The organism is Streptomyces sp. NPDC004610 (genome assembly GCF_040609715.1).
In the GTDB taxonomy this organism is placed as follows: domain Bacteria; phylum Actinomycetota; class Actinomycetes; order Streptomycetales; family Streptomycetaceae; genus Streptomyces.
Map to the genome: position 1 here is coordinate 12,450 of NZ_JBEXLA010000016.1, position 20,011 is coordinate 32,460.

The window sequence follows — 20,011 nt, forward strand, 5'->3', positions numbered from 1 at the left end:
AACGCCGTCCACACCCCCGGCCACGTCCAGGGGTCCGGTCACCGCCGTCGGCCGGCGCCGCTACCGTCCTCGCATGGATGGGGACTCCGGGAACCGGACGCGGCCGTGCAAGTGGTGCGGGACGCCGGTCCCGCAGCCGGCCGCCCGCTGGCGCAGACGGAACTTCTGCTGCCGAGCGCACCGCAGGGGGTTCCGCGCGCTGAAGGCGCTCGTGCGCTTCCTGGACGGCCTGTAGCGCCCGGTCGGGCGCCGCCCGAGGAGGCGGCTACACCCAGGTGTCCAGCCACATCCGGGAGCGCCAGTCGTCGATCGGGATCGACTGGCCCGTGTAGATCGGCCAGAAATAGATGAAGTTCCAGGCGATGAGGAGGACCAGGACGCCCGCGCCGGTCGCGCCCGCGACCCTGCGGGTGTCCGAGGAGCGGGCTGGGCCGATCAGCGCGCCGAGGAGCATCGCCACGGCCAGACAGAGGAAGGGGATGAAGACGACCGCGTAGAAGAGGAAGATCGTGCGTTCCTGGTACAGGAACCAGGGGACGTACCCCGCGGCGATGGCGCAGGCGATGGCGCCCGCGCGCCAGTCACGGCGGAAGAACCAGCGCCACAGGACATAGGCGAGGGCGAAGATCCCCACCCACCACAGCATCGGCGTGCCCAGCGCGAGGACCTCGCGGGCACACTTCTCACCGGCGTCCGCCGGGCAGCCGTCGGCGCCGGGGGCCGGGGACTCGTAGAAGTAGGAGACCGGGCGGCCCAGGACCAGCCAGCTCCACGGGTTGGACTGGTAGGTGTGGGGGGAGTCCAGGTCGACATGGAACTGGTAGACCTGCGTCTCGTAGTGCCACAGGCTGCGCAGCCAGTCCGGGAACAGCCAGGACCAGGAGCTGTCCCGGCCGTCGGTGGCCGCCCAGTTGCGGTAGTAGCCGCCCGTGCCGTCCGTGGGGGAGAGGATCCAGCCGATCCAGGACGCGAGGTAGGTCGCCACCATCACCGGGACCAGGGCGACGAACGCCAGGCCCAGGTCGTACTTGATGACCGCCAGATACGGGTGCCGGGCGCCCGCCACCTTGCGGGAGCCGACGTCCCACAGGACCGTCATCACCGCGAACGCGACCAGTACGTAGAGGCCGTTCCACTTGGTGCCGACCGCCAGGCCCAGCATCAGCCCGGCCGCCCACCGCCACGGGCGCAGGCCCAGCGAGACGGTGTCGGCGATGTGCGCGTCCGGGCGGACCCTGCCGTCCGGGTCGACCGGCAGCGCGGCGGCCAGCCGGGCCCGCGCCTTGTCCCGGTCCACCACCAGACAGCCGAACGCGGCCACCACGAAGAACATCAGCACACCGTCCAGCAGCGCCGTCCGGCTCATCACGAAGTGCAGCCCGTCCACCGCCAGCAGCGCGCCCGCCAGACAGCCCAGGAAGGTGGAGCGCAGCAGCCGGCGGCCGATCCGGCAGATCAGCAGGACCGACAGCGTGCCCAGCACCGCCGTCATGAACCGCCAGCCGAACGGATCGAACCCGAACATCAGCTCGCCCAGCCCGATGACGTACTTCCCGACCGGCGGATGCACCACATACGCCGCGTCGGTGGGGATCGGGACGTTCCCCCCGGAGTTCAGGATCAGATCGTTGACGTTCTTGTCCCAGTTGACCTCGAACCCGCGGTGCACGAGCGCCCACGCGTCCTTCGCGTAGTACGTCTCGTCGAATATCACCGCCTGCGGGTTGCCCAGGTTCCAGAACCGCAGCACCCCCGCGAACAGCGTGACCAGCAGCGGACCGCCCCAGCCGGCCCAGCGCACCAGACGGGTGGCCCGCTCGTAGGGGATCCCGAGCGCCGCCCACAGCCGCGGTCCGGGCTCCGCGTACGGCGGCACCAGCCGCTCCCGGACGTCCCCGGGCCCGGCCCCGGGGTCGCCCCCGAGATCCCCCCCGTCGCTCCCGTCGCTCCGCGCCGCGTAGCCGAAACGGCGCAGCCGCTGCTGCCACGCCGGCCGCTGGTCGGGCGGGGCCTGGTCATGCCGGGTGTCCGTCGAGGGCGCGGAGGACGCAGAGGACGCGGTACTGGTCACCGCGCCATCGTAGGGAACGGCGCTGTGCGAGTCCCGCGCATGGGTGGGATGGGAGGAGATGAGGGGGAATGCGCCCGGTTCGCGGTGATCGATCCGGTGCCTGAGGGGGCGCCGGGAAGGACTGGGAGGGGACTGGGAGGGGACTGGGAGGATGGGGGCGTGACTGGAACCCTTGTTTTGGCGGGCACCCCCATCGGCGACACCGCGGACGCCCCGCCCCGGCTGGCCGAGGAACTGGCGGGCGCGGATGTGATCGCCGCCGAGGACACCCGGCGGCTGCGCCGGCTGACCCAGGCCCTCGGGGTGACCCCCAGGGGCCGGGTGGTCTCCTACTTCGAGGGCAACGAGGCCGCCCGGACGCCGGAGCTGGTCGAGGAGCTGGCCGGCGGGGCGCGGGTGCTGCTGGTGACGGACGCCGGGATGCCGTCGGTGTCCGACCCCGGGTACCGGCTGGTCGCGGCGGCCGTCGAGCGGGACGTCCGGGTCACCGCGGTGCCGGGGCCGTCCGCCGTGCTCACCGCGCTCGCGCTGTCCGGGCTGCCGGTGGACCGGTTCTGCTTCGAGGGGTTCCTGCCGCGCAAGGCCGGGGAGCGGCTGTCCCGGCTGCGGGAGTCCGCCGCCGAGCGCCGCACCCTCGTCTACTTCGAGGCCCCGCACCGGCTCGACGACACCCTCGCCGCGATGGCCGAGGTCTTCGGCGGCGACCGGCGGGCCGCGGTCTGCCGGGAGCTGACCAAGACGTACGAGGAGGTGCGGCGGGGGCCGCTGGCCGAGCTGGCGGCCTGGGCGGCGCAGGGGGTGCGCGGCGAGATCACGGTGGTGGTGGAGGGGGCGCCGGAGCGGTCGGGGGCGGAGGTCGGCCCGGAGGAGCTGGTGCGGCGGGTGCGGGTGCGGGAGGAGGCGGGGGAGCGGCGCAAGGAGGCCATCGCGGCGGTGGCGGTGGAGGCGGGGGTGCCGAAGCGGGTCGTCTTCGACGCGGTGGTGGCGGCGAAGCAGGGGACCACGCCGTGAGCGACGACGCTCTGAGAGGGCCGGGCGAAACAGGGGACGACGCCGTGAAGGGGCCGGGCGAAGCAGCGGACGACGCCCTGAGGGGGCCGGGCGAAGCAGGGGACTCCGTGGCGTGCCGCCCGCCGCTCACACCCGTCTTGACGCATCCCTGACGCCGCCCCGGTCCACGCTTCGGCAAAGTGGAGGGGCCCTCTCCGGGGGTTTCGGCAAGGAACGGCCAAGGCGCGGCCAACTCTCGGCAGGGGTGGGTGCATCCGGGCCCGGACAGGCGTTCTCTGGTCTGAGGGGACGCACCCGTCCCCGACGGACCAGCGGACACCACAGGAGCTGGCATGAGCGAGATCGCAGGGCACACCGGCCTCCGCAGCGCGGCGGGCGCCATCGTCCACGAGTCCTACTCCTTCGCCTGCATGAGGTGCGGGCACGGCTGGGAGCAGTCGTACGAGATAGAGCACCACACGGACACCGACGGCCGCGCCTTCGTGCTGTACGTGGCGGACGGCCAGGTCGTGCCGTCCCCGCTGAACCGGCCGACCTGCGCCAACTGCGACGGTCATGTGCTGCGGATCATGGCGGCCGGCCGGGTCTCGGGCGTACGGGAGGCGGCGCGACGCAGCACCGCCCGCCCGGCCCCGCACCCCACGGCGGACGAGGCGGCCGGGGACGTGCCCGGCACCGCCCGGCGCGAGCACCACCACTGGCACCTCTCCGACCTTCTGCACCCCTTCCACCGCCGGGCCAGCTAGCCCCGCCCCCGAATCCGGGCCCGGCGGACGGCCTCCCCCGCCGGGCCCGACGGCCGCCCGGACCCGCGCCGCCCCGCTCCATCCCGTCCCGTCCCGTCCTGGGACTTTCGTAGGATCGGGGCATGTCTTCGAACGCCTCCGGCGCCTCCCGTGCCCCCGGCAAGGACGCCGCGCCGCCGCCCCCGCAGCCGCTGCGCGTCCCGGTCGCCGACTCGCACACCCACCTCGACATGCAGTCGGGCACGGTCGCCGAGGCCCTCGCCGTCGCCGCGTCGGTCGGTGTCACCACCCTCGTCCAGGTCGGCTGCGACCTCAAGGGCTCCCGCTGGGCGGCGGAGACGGCGGCGGCGTACGACGCCGTCCACGCGGCCGTCGCCCTGCACCCCAACGAGGCGCCCAGGATCGTGCACGGCGACCCCGACGGTTGGTCGAGGCAGGGCGCCCGCACCCCCGGCGGTGACGCCGCCCTCGACGACGCGCTCACCGAGATCGACCGGCTGGCCGCGCTGGACGCGGTCAAGGCGGTCGGCGAGACCGGCCTCGACCACTTCCGCACCGGGCCGGAGGGCAAGGACGCCCAGGAGCGCTCCTTCCGCGCCCACATCGAGATCGCCAAGCGGCACGGCAAGGCCCTGGTCATCCACGACCGCGACGCCCACGCCGACGTCCTGCGCATCCTGAAGGAGGAGGGCGCCCCCGAACGGACCGTCTTCCACTGCTACTCCGGCGACGCCGCGATGGCCGAGATCTGCGCCCGCGCCGGCTACTACATGTCCTTCGCCGGGAACGTCACCTTCAAGAACGCCCAGAATCTGCGCGACGCGGTCGCCGTCGCCCCGCCGGAGCTGCTGCTGGTGGAGACCGACGCCCCCTTCCTGACCCCGGCCCCGTACCGCGGACGGCCCAACGCGCCCTATCTCATTCCGGTCACGGTCCGCGCGATGGCCGCCGTACGGGGCGTCGGGGAGGACGAGCTGGCGACCGCCCTCGCCGCCAACACCGCCCGCGCCTTCGCCTACTGAGGCCCTGGCGCGGTCGCCTCGAACAGTCACCGCACGTAGCCGCGTCGCTTTGGAGAGTGACGGTCGCTCCGCTACGTTCTGGGTGCCCGAGCCGGACCCGTCCGGCCCCGAGGGCAGGAACGCCCAGGCCCCAGGAGCGTGTCGGCGTGAGCAGTCAGCAGTACGAGTACGCGAACCCGTACACCCGCACGGCCACCGAGCCGGACGGCGGCCACGGCGCCGCCTTCGCCCCCCACGCGGCGGAAACCCTCCCCTACGGGACCCCCACCGCCTCCACCCTCCCCTACGGGACCCCCACCGCCTCCGCCCTCCTCCCCCCGCCGGAGACCCTCCCCTACGGGCTCCACGGGACCGCCTACCCGCCGACGGCCCCCTACGAGCCCCCCGGCCCCCTCCTCCCCCACCAGGAGGTCGCCGAGAGCGGCGCACCGCCCCGGCGTTCGGCGCACCACCGCAGGACGCGGGACGGCGGCGGTGCCCCGGCCGGTGCCGTACGGCGGCTGCTGCCCCGCGCGCTGGTCATGGCCTTCCTCGCCGGGGGCACCACCGCGTTCGTCGCCCAGGACAAGGCCGTCGAGCTGACCGTCGACGGACACCCCCGCGAGCTGCACACCTTCGCCGACGACGTCACCGAACTCCTCGCCGACCAGGGCGTCGAGACCGGCCCCCACGACCGGGTGTCCCCGGCCCCCGGCACCCATCTGACCAGCGGCGACGAGATCGCCGTCCGCTATGGCCGCCCGATCCGGCTGACCCTCGACGGACGGCTCCACGAGGTGTGGACGACCGGCCGCACGGTCGGCGAGGCGCTCGGGCAGCTCGGGGTGCGCGCGGAGGGCGCGTATCTCTCCGCCGCGCCCTCCCGGCCCATCGGCCGCGCCGGGCTCGCGCTGGACGTCCGTACCGAACGCGCGGTGACCGTCATGGCCGACGGCCGCGCCCGGACCGTCCGCACCAACGCGGCGACCGTCGGCGAGGCCGTGGCCGCCGCCGGGATCACCCTGCGCGGCGAGGACGCCCTCTCGGTGGCCCCGGGCAGCTTCCCGCGCGACGGGCAGACCGTCACCGTGCTGCGGATCACCGGGTCGCGGGAGGTCGCCGAGGAGGAGATCCCCTTCGCGGTCCGGCGGACCCCGGACCCGGCGCTGTTCCGGGGCCAGGAGGTGATCGAGCAGGCCGGGCAGCCGGGGCTGCGCCAGGTCGTCTACGCCGTGCGGACCGTCAACGGGGTGCGGCAGAAGCCGCGCCGGACCGGCTCCGAGGTGGTGCGCGCGCCGCGCGAGCGGGTGGTGCGGGTGGGCACGCGGCCGATGCCGGTGTCGGTCCGGGGCGCCGACCATCTCGACTGGCGGGCGCTCGCCGTCTGCGAGTCCGGCGGCCGTCCCGCCGCGGTCGACCCGTCCGGGACGTACGGCGGGCTGTACCAGTTCGACACCCGCACCTGGCAGAGCCTCGGCGGCGCCGGCCGCCCCCAGGACGCCCCCGCCGCGGAACAGACCCTGCGGGCGAAGAAGCTGTACGTCCAGCGGGGGGCGAGCCCATGGCCACACTGCGGGACCCGGCTGGGCGGGTGAGGCGCAGGGGGTTTTAGGGGCGCGGAGAACTGCGCGACCAGCCCCCACCCACCCGCACTCGACAACCAACCAGTCATCCCCCGTCGGAGACCCGTACCCTGGTCCCGTGAGCAGCCCCACCCCTGACGCCCTGCTGGGCCCCGCCGACGTCCGTGAACTCGCGGCGGCGCACGGCGTGCGGCCGACCAAGCAGCGCGGCCAGAACTTCGTCATCGACGCCAACACGGTCCGCCGTATCGTCCGCACCGCCGAGGTGCGGCCCGAGGACGTGGTGGTGGAGGTCGGACCGGGGCTCGGGTCGCTGACCCTGGCGCTGCTGGAGGTGGCCGACCGGGTCACCGCCGTCGAGATCGACGACGTCCTCGCCGCCGCGCTGCCCGCCACGATCGCCGCGCGGATGCCGGAGCGGGCCGCCCGCTTCTCCCTCGTCCACTCGGACGCGATGCGGGTCACCGCGCTCCCTGGCCCCGCCCCCACCGCCCTGGTCGCCAACCTCCCCTACAACGTGGCCGTCCCGGTGCTGCTGCACATGCTCGAAACCTTCCCGAGCATCGAACGCACCCTGGTCATGGTCCAGTCCGAGGTCGCCGACCGACTGGCCGCCCCGCCCGGCTCCAAGGTGTACGGCGTCCCCTCGGTGAAGGCCAACTGGTACGCGGACGTCAAACGGGCCGGAGCCATCGGCCGCACGGTCTTCTGGCCGGCGCCGAACGTGGACAGCGGCCTGGTGTCCCTGACCCGGCGGACCGAACCGGTGAAGACCTCGGCGGCCCGCACCGAGGTCTTCGCGGTGGTGGACGCCGCGTTCGCCCAGCGCCGCAAGACGCTGCGGGCGGCGCTGTCCGGCTGGGCCGGTTCGGCGGCGGCGGCCGAGACGGCGCTCGTCGCGGCCGGGGTGTCCCCACAGGCGCGGGGCGAGTCCCTGACGGTGGAGGAGTTCGCCCGCATCGCCGAGCACCGGAGCGTCGAGCACCGAAGCGTCGACGATCGGAGCGCCGAAGGTCAGAGCGCCCGGCACCGCATCGCCGAGCACCGGAGCGCGGAGCGCCGGAGCACCGAGCAGAGGGAGTCGCGGTAAGTGAGCGCCGGCGTGACGGTCCGTGTCCCGGCCAAGGTGAACGCGCAGCTCGCGGTGGGCGCGGTCCGCCCCGACGGCTTCCACGACCTGGCCAATGTCTTCCTCGCGGTCGGCCTCTACGACGAGGTGACGGTCACCGAGGCCGACGACCTCCGCGTCACCTGCTCCGGCCCCGACGCCGACCAGGTCCCCCTGGACCGCACCAACCTCGCCGCCCGCGCCGCGATCACCCTCGCCGAGCGGTACGGCCGCGTCCCCGCGGTCCACCTCCACATCGCCAAGGACATCCCCGTCGCCGGGGGCATGGCGGGCGGCAGCGCGGACGGGGCGGGCGCCCTGCTGGCCTGCGACGCGCTGTGGGGCACGGGCGCCTCCCGCGCCGAGCTCCTCGACATCTGCGCCGAACTGGGCAGCGATGTGCCGTTCAGCCTGATCGGCGGCGCGGCGCTGGGCACCGGGCGGGGCGAGAGGCTGACGGCCCTGGAGGTCGGCGCCACCTTCCACTGGGTCTTCGCCATGGCCGACCGGGGCCTGTCCACCCCGGCGGTGTTCCGCGAGTTCGACCGCCTCGCCGAGGCCGAGGGCCGCGAGATCCCGGAGCCGGTGGCCTCGCCCGCCCTCCTCGCCGCCCTCGCCAAGGGCGACCCCGAGGCCCTCGCCGCGGCCGTCTCCAACGATCTCCAGCCCGCCGCGCTCTCCCTCTTCCCGGCCCTCGCCGACACCCTCGCCACGGGCCGCTCCGCGGGCGCCCTCACCGCCCTGGTCTCCGGCTCCGGCCCCACGACGGCCTTCCTGGCCCGCGACGCCGCCGCCGCGGTGAGGATCGCGCAGGCTCTGACGGGGGTGTGCCGGACCGTACGGACGACGACAGCACCGGCGCCGGGGGCGACGGTGCTGTGAGGGGCGACGCGGTCAGGGCTTGGAGATCGTCAGATCGAGGTCGATGCCATAGGGTTCCGCGACCCTGACGCGGTCACGATGGAGGCCCATGTGCACATACCCCCGGGTCAGCGGGTCGAGTTGGTAGACATGGGCGATCGGCTGGTCCGTGACGCCGTCCCGCTCGACCCGCCAGTAGTGCCGGATCCCGGCACGGGCGTACTTCAGCGGCTTGGTCGTTCCGTCCCGGGACTCCGACTCCGGCGCGACCACCTCGACCGCCAGCAGCACATCCCGCGCCACGAAATGACGCTGATCCAGACCGGTCAGCGCCTCCCTGGCGACCACCATGATGTCCGGCCCGGGAGCGTTGCGGTCATCGAGCCGCAGGGCCATCTCCCGCACGAGCATCAGCTCCGGCGGCAGCGTCAGCCCCAGCCCTCCCATCAGCGACTCGGTCACAACGAAGTGGTAGTAGCTCGGCGGACTCACGAAGACCAGGCTCCCGTCGATCATCTGGGTGTGCGGCGGGAGATCCTCCAGGGCGAACAGGTCGTCCGCGGTGTAGCCGTTCCTCGGCGGCACCGGCCACGGGGAGCCGTGCTCGGTGGACTCGTCGGTCATGGTTCCTCCCATGCCCGCGAGCCTGCTGCCCGCCCCCCATCCCGGTGATCACTTCTCGATCGCATCATCACAAAGAGTGACAACCCCCTCGCGCGCCGCCCCGCCGCGCCCAGGCCCTACGCTTGAAGGCTGACCGACCCCCGCGCAGCAGGAGAGTAATGGCCGTCAATCTGGTCAATGTCGAGAACGTCACCAAGGTCTACGGCACCCGTGCCCTGCTGGACGGAGTCTCCCTCGGCGTCTCCGAGGGCGACCGCATCGGCGTGGTGGGCCGCAACGGCGACGGCAAGACGACGCTGATCCGGATGCTGGCCCGGCTGGAGGAGGCCGACACCGGCCGGGTCACCCACTCCGGCGGGCTGCGGCTCGGCGTCCTCACCCAGCACGACTCCCTCGACCCCACCGCCACCGTCCGCCACGAGGTGATCGGCGATCTCGCCGACCACGAGTGGGCGGGCAACGCCAAGGTCAGGGACGTGCTCACCGGCCTCTTCGGCGGGCTCGACCTGCCCGGCTTCCCCAAGGGCCTGGACACCGTCATCGCCCCCCTCTCCGGCGGTGAGCGGCGGCGCATCGCGCTCGCCAAGCTGCTCATCGAGGAGCAGGACCTGATCGTGCTCGACGAGCCGACCAACCATCTCGATGTCGAGGGCATCTCCTGGCTCGCCCGCCATCTGCGCGAGCGCCGCGCCGCCCTGGTCTGCGTCACCCACGACCGCTGGTTCCTGGACCAGGTCTGCACCCGGATGTGGGACGTCCAGCGCGGCACGGTCCATGAGTACGAGGGCGGCTACTCCGACTATGTCTTCGCCCGCGCCGAGCGCGAGCGCATCGCCGCCACCGAGGAGACCAAGCGGCAGAACCTGGTCCGCAAGGAACTGGCCTGGCTGCGCCGGGGCGCCCCCGCCCGCACCTCCAAGCCGCGCTTCCGCGTCGAGGCCGCCAATGAGCTGATCAGGGACGTCCCGCCGCCCCGGGACACCAGCGAGCTGATGCGGTTCGCCTCCTCGCGGCTCGGCAAGACCGTGTTCGACCTGGAGGACATCACCGTCCAGGCCGGGCCCAAGGTGCTGCTCAAGCACGTCACCTGGCAGCTCGGCCCCGGTGACCGGATCGGCCTGGTCGGGGTGAACGGCGCCGGGAAGACCTCGCTGCTGCGCGCCCTCGCCGACGCCGCCCGCAGCGAGGGCGAGACCCAGCCCGCCGCCGGGCGGGTCGCCGTCGGCCGGACCGTCAAGCTGGCCTACCTCTCCCAGGAGGTCGCCGAACTCGATCCCGCCCTGCGGGTCCTGGAGGCCGTCCAGCAGGTGCGGGAGCGGGTCGACCTCGGCAAGGGCCGGGAGCTGACCGCCGGACAGCTCTGCGAGACCTTCGGCTTCAGCAAGGAGAAGCAGTGGACGCCGGTCGGCGACCTCAGCGGCGGTGAGCGCCGCCGCCTCCAGCTGCTGCGCCTGCTGATGGACGAGCCCAATGTCCTCTTCCTCGACGAGCCCACCAACGACCTCGACATCGAGACCCTCACCCAGCTCGAAGACGTCCTCGACGGCTGGCCCGGCTCGATGATCGTCATCTCCCACGACCGCTTCTTCGTGGAGCGCACCACCGACAATGTCTACGCCCTCCTCGGCGACGGCACCCTGCGGATGCTGCCGCGCGGGATCGACGAGTATCTGGAGCGCCGACGGCGGATGGAGGAGACGGCCGCCGCCGGAACCGCCGCCGCGACGCGTCCCGCCATCGACAGCGGCGCCCCCGCCGAGAAGAGCGCCGCCGACCAGCGCGCCGCCAAGAAGGAACTCCAGAAGATCGAACGACGGCTGGACCGGATCTCCGAGCAGGAGACCACCCTGCACGACCGGATCGCCGCCAACGCCACCGACTTCGCGAAGGTCGCCGAACTCGACGCCGAGCTGCGCGCGTTGAGCGGCGAGCGCGAGGAACTGGAGCTGCGATGGCTGGAACTCGCGGAGGACGCGTAGCGGAGTCGGGCGTTTCACGGCGGAATCCGGAACGCGCCGCACACCTCGTGAAGGGGGCGTGAAGGCGCGTAACGGGCCCATCACGGCCCGGTGCTCCCTTGGGAACAGGGGGGACGCCGGGCCGTTGTGATGTCCGCCCCGAGTGATAGAAAGGGCCGGTCTGAGAACTGAAGAGAAGCGCGTCCGGGTCCCTTGGGAGCCTCGGAGCGTGGCTAAAAAGGTCAGCAATAACAGGGGGAACACGCTGATGGCTCAGCCGCCCAATCAGCCGCCGCCGCAAGGCAGTTTCGGTGCACCGCAGGACCAGCCACCACCCCCCGGGGGCGGTTTCGGCCCCCCGCAGCCCACGCCACCACCACCTCCTCCTCAGACCCCGCCCCCGCCCCAGCCCGGTTACGGCTACCCGCAGCAGCCCCAGCCGGGCTACGGCTACCCGCAGCAGCCCCCGGGCCCGTACGCCACCCCCGGCCCCTACGCCACCCCCGGCCACGGCCGGCCCCAGCAGCCGGGCCCCTACGGCGCCCAGCCCCCCGGCTACGGCTATCCGCAACCCGGCGGCGGCTACCCGGGCACCCCACCCGGCCACCCCGGCCACCCCGGCCCCCCGGGCGGAGCCCCTGGCGCTCCCGCCCCCCGGGGTCCCTTCCGGGGCAAGCCCGCGATGATCATCGGCGCGGCTGTGGCCGTCCTCCTGGTCGTCGGCGGGACGGTCTTCGCGGTCACCCGGGGTGACGACGGCGGCAAGGAGCCCGTCGCCGAGAAGAGCGGGGACACCGGTCCGACCGCCTCCGACGACCCGGTCAACCCCGGTGACGGCGACGGCGACGGCGGCGCGGGCCCCGACCCGGACAACCTCAACGAGGGCCGCGAGGACGGTGACTCCCGGGTCCTCTGGTACAAGGAGGCCCCGGACGCGCCCGGTGACGGCGCCGAGGCCCCCGGGATGTGGATCACCGACAAGACGGCGGTGAAGGCCGCGTACAAGCAGGTCTTCGCCTATGCCGTGGGCGACGGCACCCCCGCCTGGGACCCGATCGAGTTCCCGCAGCCGATCTGCGCGGTCACCGAGGAGAAGACGGACGACGACACCATCGTCGTCGCCTATATGAGCGGCACCACCGACCGCGCCAAGTGCAACCAGCTCCAGCAGATCGATCTGGCCACCGGTGCCAAGGGCTGGAAGGGCGAGGTCCCGGACGGCGCCCTGTTCGACTCCACGCTCAGTGTGGAACTGTCGGTGGCGGGCGACACCCTGATGGTGGGCCGCTCCCAGTCCGGGACGGCGTTCGACATCACCGACGGCAAGAAGCTCTTCGACGCCAAGCGCTACGACGACACCTGCTTCCCCGCCGGGTTCGCGGGCAGCGGCGGACGGCTCCTCCAGGTCGCCTCCTGCGGCGCCGGGACCGACGACCAGCACGACGAGATGCGGGAGCTGGACCCGCGTACCGGCAAGGCCAAGTGGACCCAGCGGTTCGACAACGGCTGGCAGGTGACCCGCGCCTACTCCGTGGACCCGCTGGTGGTCTACAGCACCCATGACGAGAAGGACCAGTGGAACATCTCGGTCCTCGGCGCGGACGGAGCCGTCACCTCCCAGGTCCTCCTGGACGAGACCTTCGCCCCGGAGTGCGGCTGGGCCATCCTCGCGCGCGATCTGGCCGGCTGCCAGGGCGTCGCCGCCGACCGCGACACCCTCTATCTGCCGACCGAGGCCATCACCGGCGCCAATGAGATCGTCGCCATCGGTCTGGCCGACGGCAAGGAGAAGTGGCGGGTGAAGTCCCCGTCGGACCGGTCGATGCAGCCGCTCCGGATCGAGGGCGGCGAGCTGATCGCCTATGTCGGGGCGTCCTACGACCAGGGCGGCCGGGTGGTGTCCATCCCGATCGCCGGGAACGACCACGAACCGGTCACGCTGCTCCAGAACCCGAGCGGTGCCGCCGATGTCGAGGGTGGCTTCTTCTCCCGGGACATGGCCTGGGAGGACGGCCGCTTCTATCTCTCCACGACCCGGCTGACCGGCAATGACGACGCCAAGGAGAAGCTGATGCTGGCGTACGGCAAGTAGCGGCCCCGCGCCCGCCGTCGCCGTACGGCCCTTCCCGTTCCCCCGCTTCTTCTCCCGCTCGCTCCCCAGGTTCCGAAGGTTCCGAGGTACTCCGCGATGACCCAGCCGCCCCCGCCCCCGCCGCAGCAGCCCCCCAACGAGCCGCCCCCGAGCGGCGGGGGCTTCGGCCCGCCCCCGACACCCCAGCCCGGTTACGGCTACCCGTCGGCCCCGCCCCCGCCCGCACCTCCGCAGCAGCCGGGCTACGGCTACCCCGCCGCACCCCAGCAGACCCCGCCCGGCTACGGATACCCGGGCCAGCAGCAGCCGTCCCCGAACCCCTATGCCTCCCAGCCGCCGCCCCCCGGCTACGGCTACCCCCAGCCCACCGTGCCGCTCCACCAGGCGCAGCCGGGGCAGGGGAGCGGCGGATCCGGCGGCCGGAGGATCAACGCCCAGCTGGCGATCATCGTCTCGGCGGTCGTCGCCATCGCCCTGATCATCGGCGGCGGGGTCTGGTACTCCCAGTCCTCCGGCGACGACGGGAACGACACGGCCGCCTCCAGCGGCGCGAACGGCGGAAAGAAGGACGGGAACGACAAGGACGGCAAGGCCGACGAGGGCGCGGCCGTCCCGAAGGGCTCCGAGCCGGTGCCCTCGGACCCGGCCGCCGAACTGCTGTTCCAGATCCCCGCCCCGGCCGTGAAGGGCGACCAGATCGACAGCGTGGTCGGCTCCTGGCTGACCGACTCGGTGTACGCGAAGAGCGGGGTGAACGAGGTCGTCGGCTACGACCCGGACACCGGCGACAAGCGCTGGACCCTGCCGCTCACCGGCCAGACCTGCGGGTTCGCCCGGCAGATCGCCGGGGACGGGACGAGCGTGGTGCTCTCGGAGACTCGTAAGCGCAACAGCGAGGGCGACCATGAGTCGTGCACGCAGATCACCGCGTTCAATGTCGGCAGCGGCAAGAAGCTGTGGAGCAAGAGCGTCACCATCAATGACGCCGAGGTGGAGTTCGCGGAGGCCAGTATCACCGGCTCCACGGTCGCGGTCGGCGGCGGCTTCACCGGCGGCGCGGCCTTCGACCTCACCAGCGGCAAGGTGCTGTGGCAGCCGAAGGTCAGCAACTGCGCGGATGCCGGCTACGCGGGCGGCGCGCAGCTCGTCGCGGTCCACAAGTGCGGCGAGTACGGCAGCGAGAAGTTCGAGGTCCAGGTGATCGACCCGAAGACGGGTGCGGTCACCTGGGGTTACCAGGTCCCCGCCGGGCTGGAGAACATCAAGGTGATCTCCACCGACCCGGTGGTGTTCGGAGTGGACTCGGCGGACATCACCGCCTCCGGCGCCTCGGACGTCTTCTCCCTGGACGACAACGGCAAACTGCTCTACAAGATCGCCCTGAAGGACGGGGAGTACAACCACCGCTGCGAGATCAGCCGCATCGACGGCTGCGGCGGGATCGTGGTCGGCAACGGCAAACTCTGGGTGCCGACCAAGGAGCACGACGCCGGCGGCGACTACGGCCAGACCAATGAGATCGTGGCGTTCTCCCTGGAGACCGGCAAGACGACCGGCGACCGTATCGACGCCGGGGACGGCTACACGATCTTCCCGGTGCGCATGGACGGCGGCGATCTCCTCGCCTACAAGGAGGGCCCGTACGACGGGGGCGACCAGATCGTCTCGGTCAACGGCGGCACGATGAAGCAGACCACCCTCCTGGAGACCCCGGACAGCCGGTCGGTACGGGACGCGATCAGCAGGATGGTGCCCAGCTCGGCGGAACTGCGCTACACCGACGGACGCCTGTTCCTCGGCAAGAACCTGATCAGCAGGCCGTACTCGGAGGGCGAGGAGGTCTTCACGGCACTGGGCTTCGGCGCGAAGTAGGGGGTGCGGGGGCGAATCCGTGGGCGTGAACCCACCGCCGCGCGCCACACCCGCGCCCCCGCTCACCCCTCCTCACCCCCGCTCACTCCCGCTCGCCTCCCACTGCCCCCGCCCGCCCCTCTCCCCGCGCCGCCCCAGCTCAGGGCCGGTCCGGTGCGCGTTTCGCCCAACACCCGCGAATGCGAGGATTTTCAGCGATCCGGGGCACATCTCTCCGGTAGGGGAAGCGCAATGTCGAACAAGCGTGTAGCTTCCGGGGGCATGAGGAGCAGGGGTGTCCCGGGCCCGGTGTCACGGGCTCCGATCATGGGGAGCGATGACGACCCGTAGTGGGCATCCATGGGGGGACTGGGGGGACTGGGGGGTTCTCGATGGGAGTGCGGCTGATGGTGGTCGATGACCACCGCCTGCTGGCCGAGGCGCTGGCCTCGGCACTGAAGTTGCGCGGGCACCGGGTGCTCGCCGCGGCGGCACCCGCCGCGGGCGCGGCGGAACTGGTGATCGCGCGAGCGCCGGAGGTGTGCCTGCTGGGGACGGCGACACCGGCCGAGCCGGGGGCCTTCGACCCGGTGGCGAAGATCAAGCGGGAGCGTCCGCAGGTGGCGGTGCTGGTCCTCGGACCGGTACCGAGCCCGCGCGGCATCGCGGCGGCCTTCGCGGCCGGCGCCTCCGGCTATGTACGGCACGACGAGCGGATAGAGGGTGTGGAGCGCGCCATCATGAAGGCCCGCGCCGGGGAGGCGGCGGTGGCCCCGCAACTGCTCCAGGGCGCGTTCAGCGAACTGCTGAACCCCGCCGCCCAGCCGGACGACGAGGGCCGCCGACTGCTGCGGATGCTCACCCCGCGCGAGGTCGAGGTCCTGGTCCGGGTCGCCGACGGCGAGGACACCCGGCTGATCGCCGCGGGCATGGGCATCGCCCCGTCGACGGCCCGCACCCATGTCCAGCGCGTCCTGATGAAACTGGGCGTCGGCTCCCGCCTGGAGGCCGCGGCCCTGGCCGCCCGCACGGGCCTGCTGGACCACGCGGGCCCGTTCCACCCGACGGCGGGGCGGGTTTCGGAGAACGGGGTGGAGCGGGGGCCGTAGGGGCGGCGACGACGAGGGGGGCCGGGGTTCGCTCGAACCCCGGCCCCCCTCGCTCACGGTCGCCGCCGTCAGCCGATCAGCCGATCATCAACTGGGACGTCCGCCAGGCGCTGTCCGGGCTGATCACCGCGACCCGCGCACCGAGGACCGACGCCCCGCCCTTGTAGAAGTGGACGGCGTTGTCGCTGCCCAGCGCCCAGAGATCGGGGATACGGTCGTTGTTGACGTCCGCGGTGCCGCGCAGATGGGTCACCGGGACGGTCGTCTTGTCCCAGCCCTCCGCGTAGACCTCGTCCGCGCCGGTCTTGGACGCGGCCGCGGTGGACAGCGAGGCGATCGTGGAGCCGCCCGTGCTGTCCTTCACGCCGTAGCGCAGATACAGCCGGCTGCTGGCCTCGGAGCGCCAGAGCAGATCGGGGGCGCCGTCGGCATCGTGGTCGCCGACCGAGACCAGGTCCCGTTCCAGCCAGGCCGTCGCGGAGATCTTGGTGACCTTGAGGAAGGTGGCCCCGGTGTAGCCGTCGAAGGCCCACAGCTCACCGCCGGTGGCCGTGGCGAACAGATCGATCCGGCCGTCGAGGTCGTAGTCGCCCACCATCAGCTGGTTCAGGGTCGCCGGGTCCGGTGAGCCGGTGGGCAGCCGTACGGTCATCCGCCCGGCGATGTCGACACTGCCGTAGCCGTCGCCGGGGTAGACATAGAGCTTGCCGTCGGGCATCCGGGCGAAGACATCGCCGACGCCGTCGCCGCCGAGGGCGTCACCGCCGTGGGTGATCAGCGCGGGCTTGCCGTCGGCGCCCTTCCAGTAGCCCGGCAGATGGGCCTCGCCGTCCTCGTCGGGGTCGGCCAGCAGCCCGGTGCCGTTGTCGTGGGCGGCGGAGAGGGAGGCGTGCAGATCGCCGGTGAGGGTGGAGGCGTGCATCCGCAGATCGCCGTCCGCGTTGATGACCAGGACGTCCGGGATGGCGTCCCCGGTCAGGTCGCCCGGCCCGTCGGCCTTGTCGCGCGGGGTGACGTAGAAGAGGTACTTGGTGCCGAGCGAGGGGTTGCCGCCGCTGTCCTTGGCCCGGACGTACAGGACGTTGGGCCCGGCCATCGGCGGGGACAGGGACTTGGTGAGGGAGGCGCCGGCGGTGACGTTCTGGCCCTCGCCGTAGCTGGTGGTGTTGAAGGACCACTCGAAGCGGGTGACGTCCAGGTCGTCGTCCGGTGCGAAGGTGAAGGAGCCGGACGTGCCGAACTTGACCTTGGACCAGATCGTGCCGTCGTCGTCGGCCTTCGGGAAGTCGACGGGGGAGGTCACGATCGGCTCGTTCGGCGCGTCGCTGTCGAAGATGAACCGGCACACCCCTGGGCTGGCCGTCGGGGAGTACGCCGAGGCGGCCCCGCTGTGGTCGATCGCCCGGACCCGCCAGGAGTAGGTCCAGCCGTTGGTGAACTCCGCCTTGTTGATCTCCACCGATGCCTTGCCGGTACTGGTCACCGCCACATTCCGGTCGAGGATCTTGTCGGTGGCACCGGTGCGCCACAGCTCGAAGTCCAGATACCTCAGGTCCTGCCGGACGGAGGTGTCGTCCGGGTCGGAGGAGGCCGCCGAGAGGATCACATTGCGCTTGCCGATGTGGAGGTAGGGGGAGGTCCGGTCGCAGGTGCTGCCGGGGCTCATCGTCACCGAGCTGGGGGTCTTCGGCTTGCGGTTGTAGGTCAGGTCCAGCCGGGGCGCGCTCTCGCGTTCCGCCTGGAACTTCTTCCACGAGTACGCCGAGTCCTCGGTGGTGGCGCGCAGCCCGATGGTCATCGAGGACCAGCCGCCGTCGGCCGCGTCCTGGGCGACCGCCTTGGCGTCGTAGGTGACATAGGAGTCGGGGCAGCTGGAGTTCCAGCCGTGGGCGAAGGACTTGGTGCCGATCTCCGTCTTCCAGTCCGGCTGGTTGTTCCAGGTGGTCTTGGAGGAGATGCCCCCCGTCAGCCACACCTGCATCTCCCGCGCGCTGCACGACCAGGCGTAGGTCTCGCGCAGCCGGATGGTGGCGGAGGAGATATGGGCGCCCTTGATGTTCGCCGCCCAGACGATGTTGAAGAAGGAGCGGGACAGCCCCCAGGTCGTCGACTCGAAGCCGACCCGGGCCTCCGTGGTGCCGGAGTTGTAGTTGGTGCCGTCGTAGAAGCTGGAGCTGGGGTACTTCTTGTACGCGGTCGTCCAGTGCTTGGTCTTGCCGTAGATCGTGGGGTCGATGAAGACCGGGTAGACGGTGCCGGTGTCCGACAGCAGTTCCGCGTCCGGGACGACGGTCAGTGCGGTGGAGGTGGTGCCGGGCGCGGTGAGCGCGGCACCGGCCACGGCCATATGGGTGCCGGGGTCGGGTCCGGCGAGCCCGGGGAGCGCGAACACCTCGGCGTCGGTCAGGGCAGCCCGCCGGACGTCGGCGTCGGCATCGGCATCGGCGCTCTCGCGGTACGGGGCCGTCCGTACGAGGCCGTCTCCGGTGCCGTCTCCCCGGTGGGTGGCGGGATCGGCGCCGTCCGTGGCCGGTTCGGTGGTCTCGGGGGCGGGGCCGGGGTCCTCGGCGGGCGGGGGAGCCGGGGTGGCCTCCTCCGTCGGGGCCGCGCTGTCCGAACCGGTGTCGGGGGCGGCGGTCTCCTCGCCGACCGGTGCGCCGGGCTCCTCGGAGTAGGAGGGGGCGGGCTCGGTGGGCTCCTCGGTGGGCTCGGGGTCGGGGCCCTCGGTGACGGCGTACTCGCCCGCCGAGTCCCACATGTAGGGCGTGGGGGAGACGGCGATCTCCCCGCCGTCCCGGTCGCGGCCGGTGACGACCTTGGTGACCGGGTCCAGATGGAAGGTCAGATCGGGCGAGGACAGCCCGTAGGACAGCGAGTCGAGCGCGGGGTTCGCCGCCGCGGCGGCGCTGTGCACCACGAGGACCTGGCTGAAGCCGCTGTCCTGGGCGGTCAGCAGCAGATCGACCCCGTCGAGCACATCCCGGTACAGCGCGCTGGAGCCGCTGATCACCGGGCTGGGCAGGGCACCCGGCCAGCTCAGCGTCACCTCGTGCCCCTCGCTGGTGAGCGTGGCCAACTCGCTGTACGGGGTGGTCTCGTCGGCGATCCGCAGGGTCCGGCCGCTCTTCGTGGTGGTGAACACCGCCGGTTCGGCCCGGGTGGTGGTGCCGCCGGGGGTGCGGGCGTCGCCGCTGCCGCCCGCCGAGAACACCACGGGGTCGCCCACCGCCCGTGCCGCCCAGCCCTCGTCGGTGCGGGTGAGCCGGGTGTCGAGGGGCTTCCAGGCGCCGTTCACCTTGGCCCGGACGGGCGCGGCGTAGGCGACCAGTTCGAAGCTGCCGTCGGGGCGGGCGTAGGTGGTGGACGTCTCGTCGCGCAGCGCGGTCACCTCGACGCGCTCGCCGGTGGAGACGGCACGGGTCCGGGCTGCCTCCTCGTCGAGCGTGGCGGCGGCCTGCTTCGGCCGGGCGGTGCCGGGGGAGGCGGCGGAGCCGGGGGGATCGCCGCCGTCGAGCAGCGGCACGGTGAGCAGACCGAGGCCGAGCGCGCCGGCGATGACGGCGGCCACCCCCGCTCGGCCCCGCCCGGACGCGGGCAGGCCGAAGCGACGACGTTCCATGGGCTTTTCGTCCCCTCCCCCTGAAGCTCCGGAAAGCCCGGAACTCTTCAGCACTCTGTGTCGCTTTTCCGGCGCGCAGCAGGCGACCGGGAAAGCGAGCACAGAGCATGGCTGATGGCAGGGAATTGCGCTACAGCCCCTCTGCCTTTGTCCTTCCTTGACCTCGGACCGGGAGCGGACGGCGTCGTTCGTACGTCTTCAAGGGTGAGGCGAGCTGCTGCTTCGCGCTCCGGGGTGTTCTGCGCCAAATCGCCACAACCCCAGCACATATGACGGTCCTTTACATCCCCATTGGGATGATCTTGCCGTAAAAGGAAATGATTCAGCAGCCTTTGATAAACCTGTGGGAATTTATCTCGTGATCCATTTCACACCTG

General features: G+C 72.4%; 13 protein-coding genes. 10 read left to right on the forward strand and 3 right to left on the reverse strand.

Annotated elements, in window-relative coordinates; all coding sequences use genetic code 11:
* Window positions 1–265 precede the first annotated feature (265 nt).
* Window positions 266–2,071: a phospholipid carrier-dependent glycosyltransferase gene (locus ABZX40_RS19350; RefSeq protein WP_355739664.1), complete on the reverse strand. Its 1,806-nt coding sequence runs from the start codon at window positions 2,069–2,071 to the stop codon at window positions 266–268.
* A gap of 159 nt (window positions 2,072–2,230) precedes the next feature.
* On the opposite strand from ABZX40_RS19350, the gene rsmI reads away from it, so the two are divergent.
* From rsmI to ABZX40_RS19380, 6 genes are all read left to right on the forward strand, one after another.
* The gene (gene rsmI, locus ABZX40_RS19355; protein WP_355739661.1) at window positions 2,231–3,082 is read left to right on the forward strand and encodes a 16S rRNA (cytidine(1402)-2'-O)-methyltransferase; all 852 of its coding nucleotides are present in this window, start codon (window positions 2,231–2,233) and stop codon (window positions 3,080–3,082) included.
* Between the two features lie 332 nt (window positions 3,083–3,414).
* On the forward strand, window positions 3,415–3,828 hold the full coding sequence (locus ABZX40_RS19360) for a hypothetical protein (RefSeq protein WP_355739658.1): 414 nt from the start codon (window positions 3,415–3,417) through the stop codon (window positions 3,826–3,828).
* Window positions 3,829–3,950: 122 nt separating this feature from the next.
* Window positions 3,951–4,850, forward strand: coding sequence for a TatD family hydrolase (locus ABZX40_RS19365; RefSeq protein WP_355739655.1), 900 nt, complete (start codon window positions 3,951–3,953; stop codon window positions 4,848–4,850).
* Window positions 4,851–4,996: 146 nt separating this feature from the next.
* Window positions 4,997–6,424 (forward strand): ubiquitin-like domain-containing protein, encoded by a 1,428-nt coding sequence (locus tag ABZX40_RS19370; protein ID WP_355739652.1) that lies wholly within the window; start codon window positions 4,997–4,999, stop codon window positions 6,422–6,424.
* 106 nt (window positions 6,425–6,530) lie between these two features.
* The gene (gene rsmA, locus ABZX40_RS19375) at window positions 6,531–7,502 is read left to right on the forward strand and encodes a 16S rRNA (adenine(1518)-N(6)/adenine(1519)-N(6))-dimethyltransferase RsmA (protein WP_355739649.1); all 972 of its coding nucleotides are present in this window, start codon (window positions 6,531–6,533) and stop codon (window positions 7,500–7,502) included.
* 12 nt (window positions 7,503–7,514) lie between these two features.
* Window positions 7,515–8,402, forward strand: a complete 888-nt coding sequence (locus ABZX40_RS19380) for a 4-(cytidine 5'-diphospho)-2-C-methyl-D-erythritol kinase (protein ID WP_355739646.1) — start codon at window positions 7,515–7,517, stop codon at window positions 8,400–8,402.
* Window positions 8,403–8,414: 12 nt separating this feature from the next.
* On the opposite strand, the gene ABZX40_RS19385 is transcribed toward ABZX40_RS19380, so the two are convergent.
* Window positions 8,415–9,005 carry a Uma2 family endonuclease gene (locus tag ABZX40_RS19385; RefSeq protein WP_355739643.1) on the reverse strand — a complete coding sequence of 197 codons (591 nt, stop codon included), beginning with the start codon at window positions 9,003–9,005 and terminating at the stop codon, window positions 8,415–8,417.
* 158 nt (window positions 9,006–9,163) lie between these two features.
* On the opposite strand from ABZX40_RS19385, the gene ABZX40_RS19390 reads away from it, so the two are divergent.
* The 4 genes from ABZX40_RS19390 to ABZX40_RS19405 all read left to right on the forward strand — a co-directional run bounded on the left by ABZX40_RS19390 (window position 9,164) and on the right by ABZX40_RS19405 (window position 16,015).
* Entirely contained in the window at window positions 9,164–10,984 is a 1,821-nt protein-coding gene (locus ABZX40_RS19390) for an ABC-F family ATP-binding cassette domain-containing protein (protein WP_355739640.1), read from the forward strand.
* Between the two features lie 247 nt (window positions 10,985–11,231).
* Window positions 11,232–13,055 carry a PQQ-binding-like beta-propeller repeat protein gene (locus ABZX40_RS19395; RefSeq protein ID WP_355739637.1) on the forward strand — a complete coding sequence of 608 codons (1,824 nt, stop codon included), beginning with the start codon at window positions 11,232–11,234 and terminating at the stop codon, window positions 13,053–13,055.
* Window positions 13,056–13,151: 96 nt separating this feature from the next.
* Complete coding sequence (locus tag ABZX40_RS19400) at window positions 13,152–14,927, forward strand: PQQ-binding-like beta-propeller repeat protein (protein WP_355739634.1); 1,776 nt, start codon at window positions 13,152–13,154, stop codon at window positions 14,925–14,927.
* Window positions 14,928–15,298: 371 nt separating this feature from the next.
* A complete protein-coding gene (locus ABZX40_RS19405; protein ID WP_355739631.1) occupies window positions 15,299–16,015 on the forward strand; it encodes a response regulator transcription factor in 717 nt (238 codons plus the stop codon).
* 76 nt (window positions 16,016–16,091) lie between these two features.
* On the opposite strand, the gene ABZX40_RS19410 is transcribed toward ABZX40_RS19405, so the two are convergent.
* Entirely contained in the window at window positions 16,092–19,634 is a 3,543-nt protein-coding gene (locus ABZX40_RS19410; protein ID WP_355739628.1) for a DNRLRE domain-containing protein, read from the reverse strand.
* Window positions 19,635–20,011 lie beyond the last annotated feature (377 nt).

Excerpts from the sequence above, each read along its gene's own strand:
- ABZX40_RS19360 (WP_355739658.1), top strand. The coding sequence starts at position 3,415 with ATGAGCGAGATCGCAGGGCACACCGGCCTCCGCAGCGCGGCGGGCGCC.
- ABZX40_RS19365 (WP_355739655.1), top strand. The coding sequence starts at position 3,951 with ATGTCTTCGAACGCCTCCGGCGCCTCCCGTGCCCCCGGCAAGGACGCC.
- ABZX40_RS19385 (WP_355739643.1), bottom strand. The coding sequence starts at position 9,005 with ATGACCGACGAGTCCACCGAGCACGGCTCCCCGTGGCCGGTGCCGCCG.
- ABZX40_RS19390 (WP_355739640.1), top strand. The coding sequence starts at position 9,164 with ATGGCCGTCAATCTGGTCAATGTCGAGAACGTCACCAAGGTCTACGGC.
- ABZX40_RS19395 (WP_355739637.1), top strand. The coding sequence starts at position 11,232 with ATGGCTCAGCCGCCCAATCAGCCGCCGCCGCAAGGCAGTTTCGGTGCA.
- ABZX40_RS19400 (WP_355739634.1), top strand. The coding sequence starts at position 13,152 with ATGACCCAGCCGCCCCCGCCCCCGCCGCAGCAGCCCCCCAACGAGCCG.
- ABZX40_RS19405 (WP_355739631.1), top strand. The coding sequence starts at position 15,299 with ATGGGAGTGCGGCTGATGGTGGTCGATGACCACCGCCTGCTGGCCGAG.
- ABZX40_RS19410 (WP_355739628.1), bottom strand. The coding sequence starts at position 19,634 with ATGGAACGTCGTCGCTTCGGCCTGCCCGCGTCCGGGCGGGGCCGAGCG.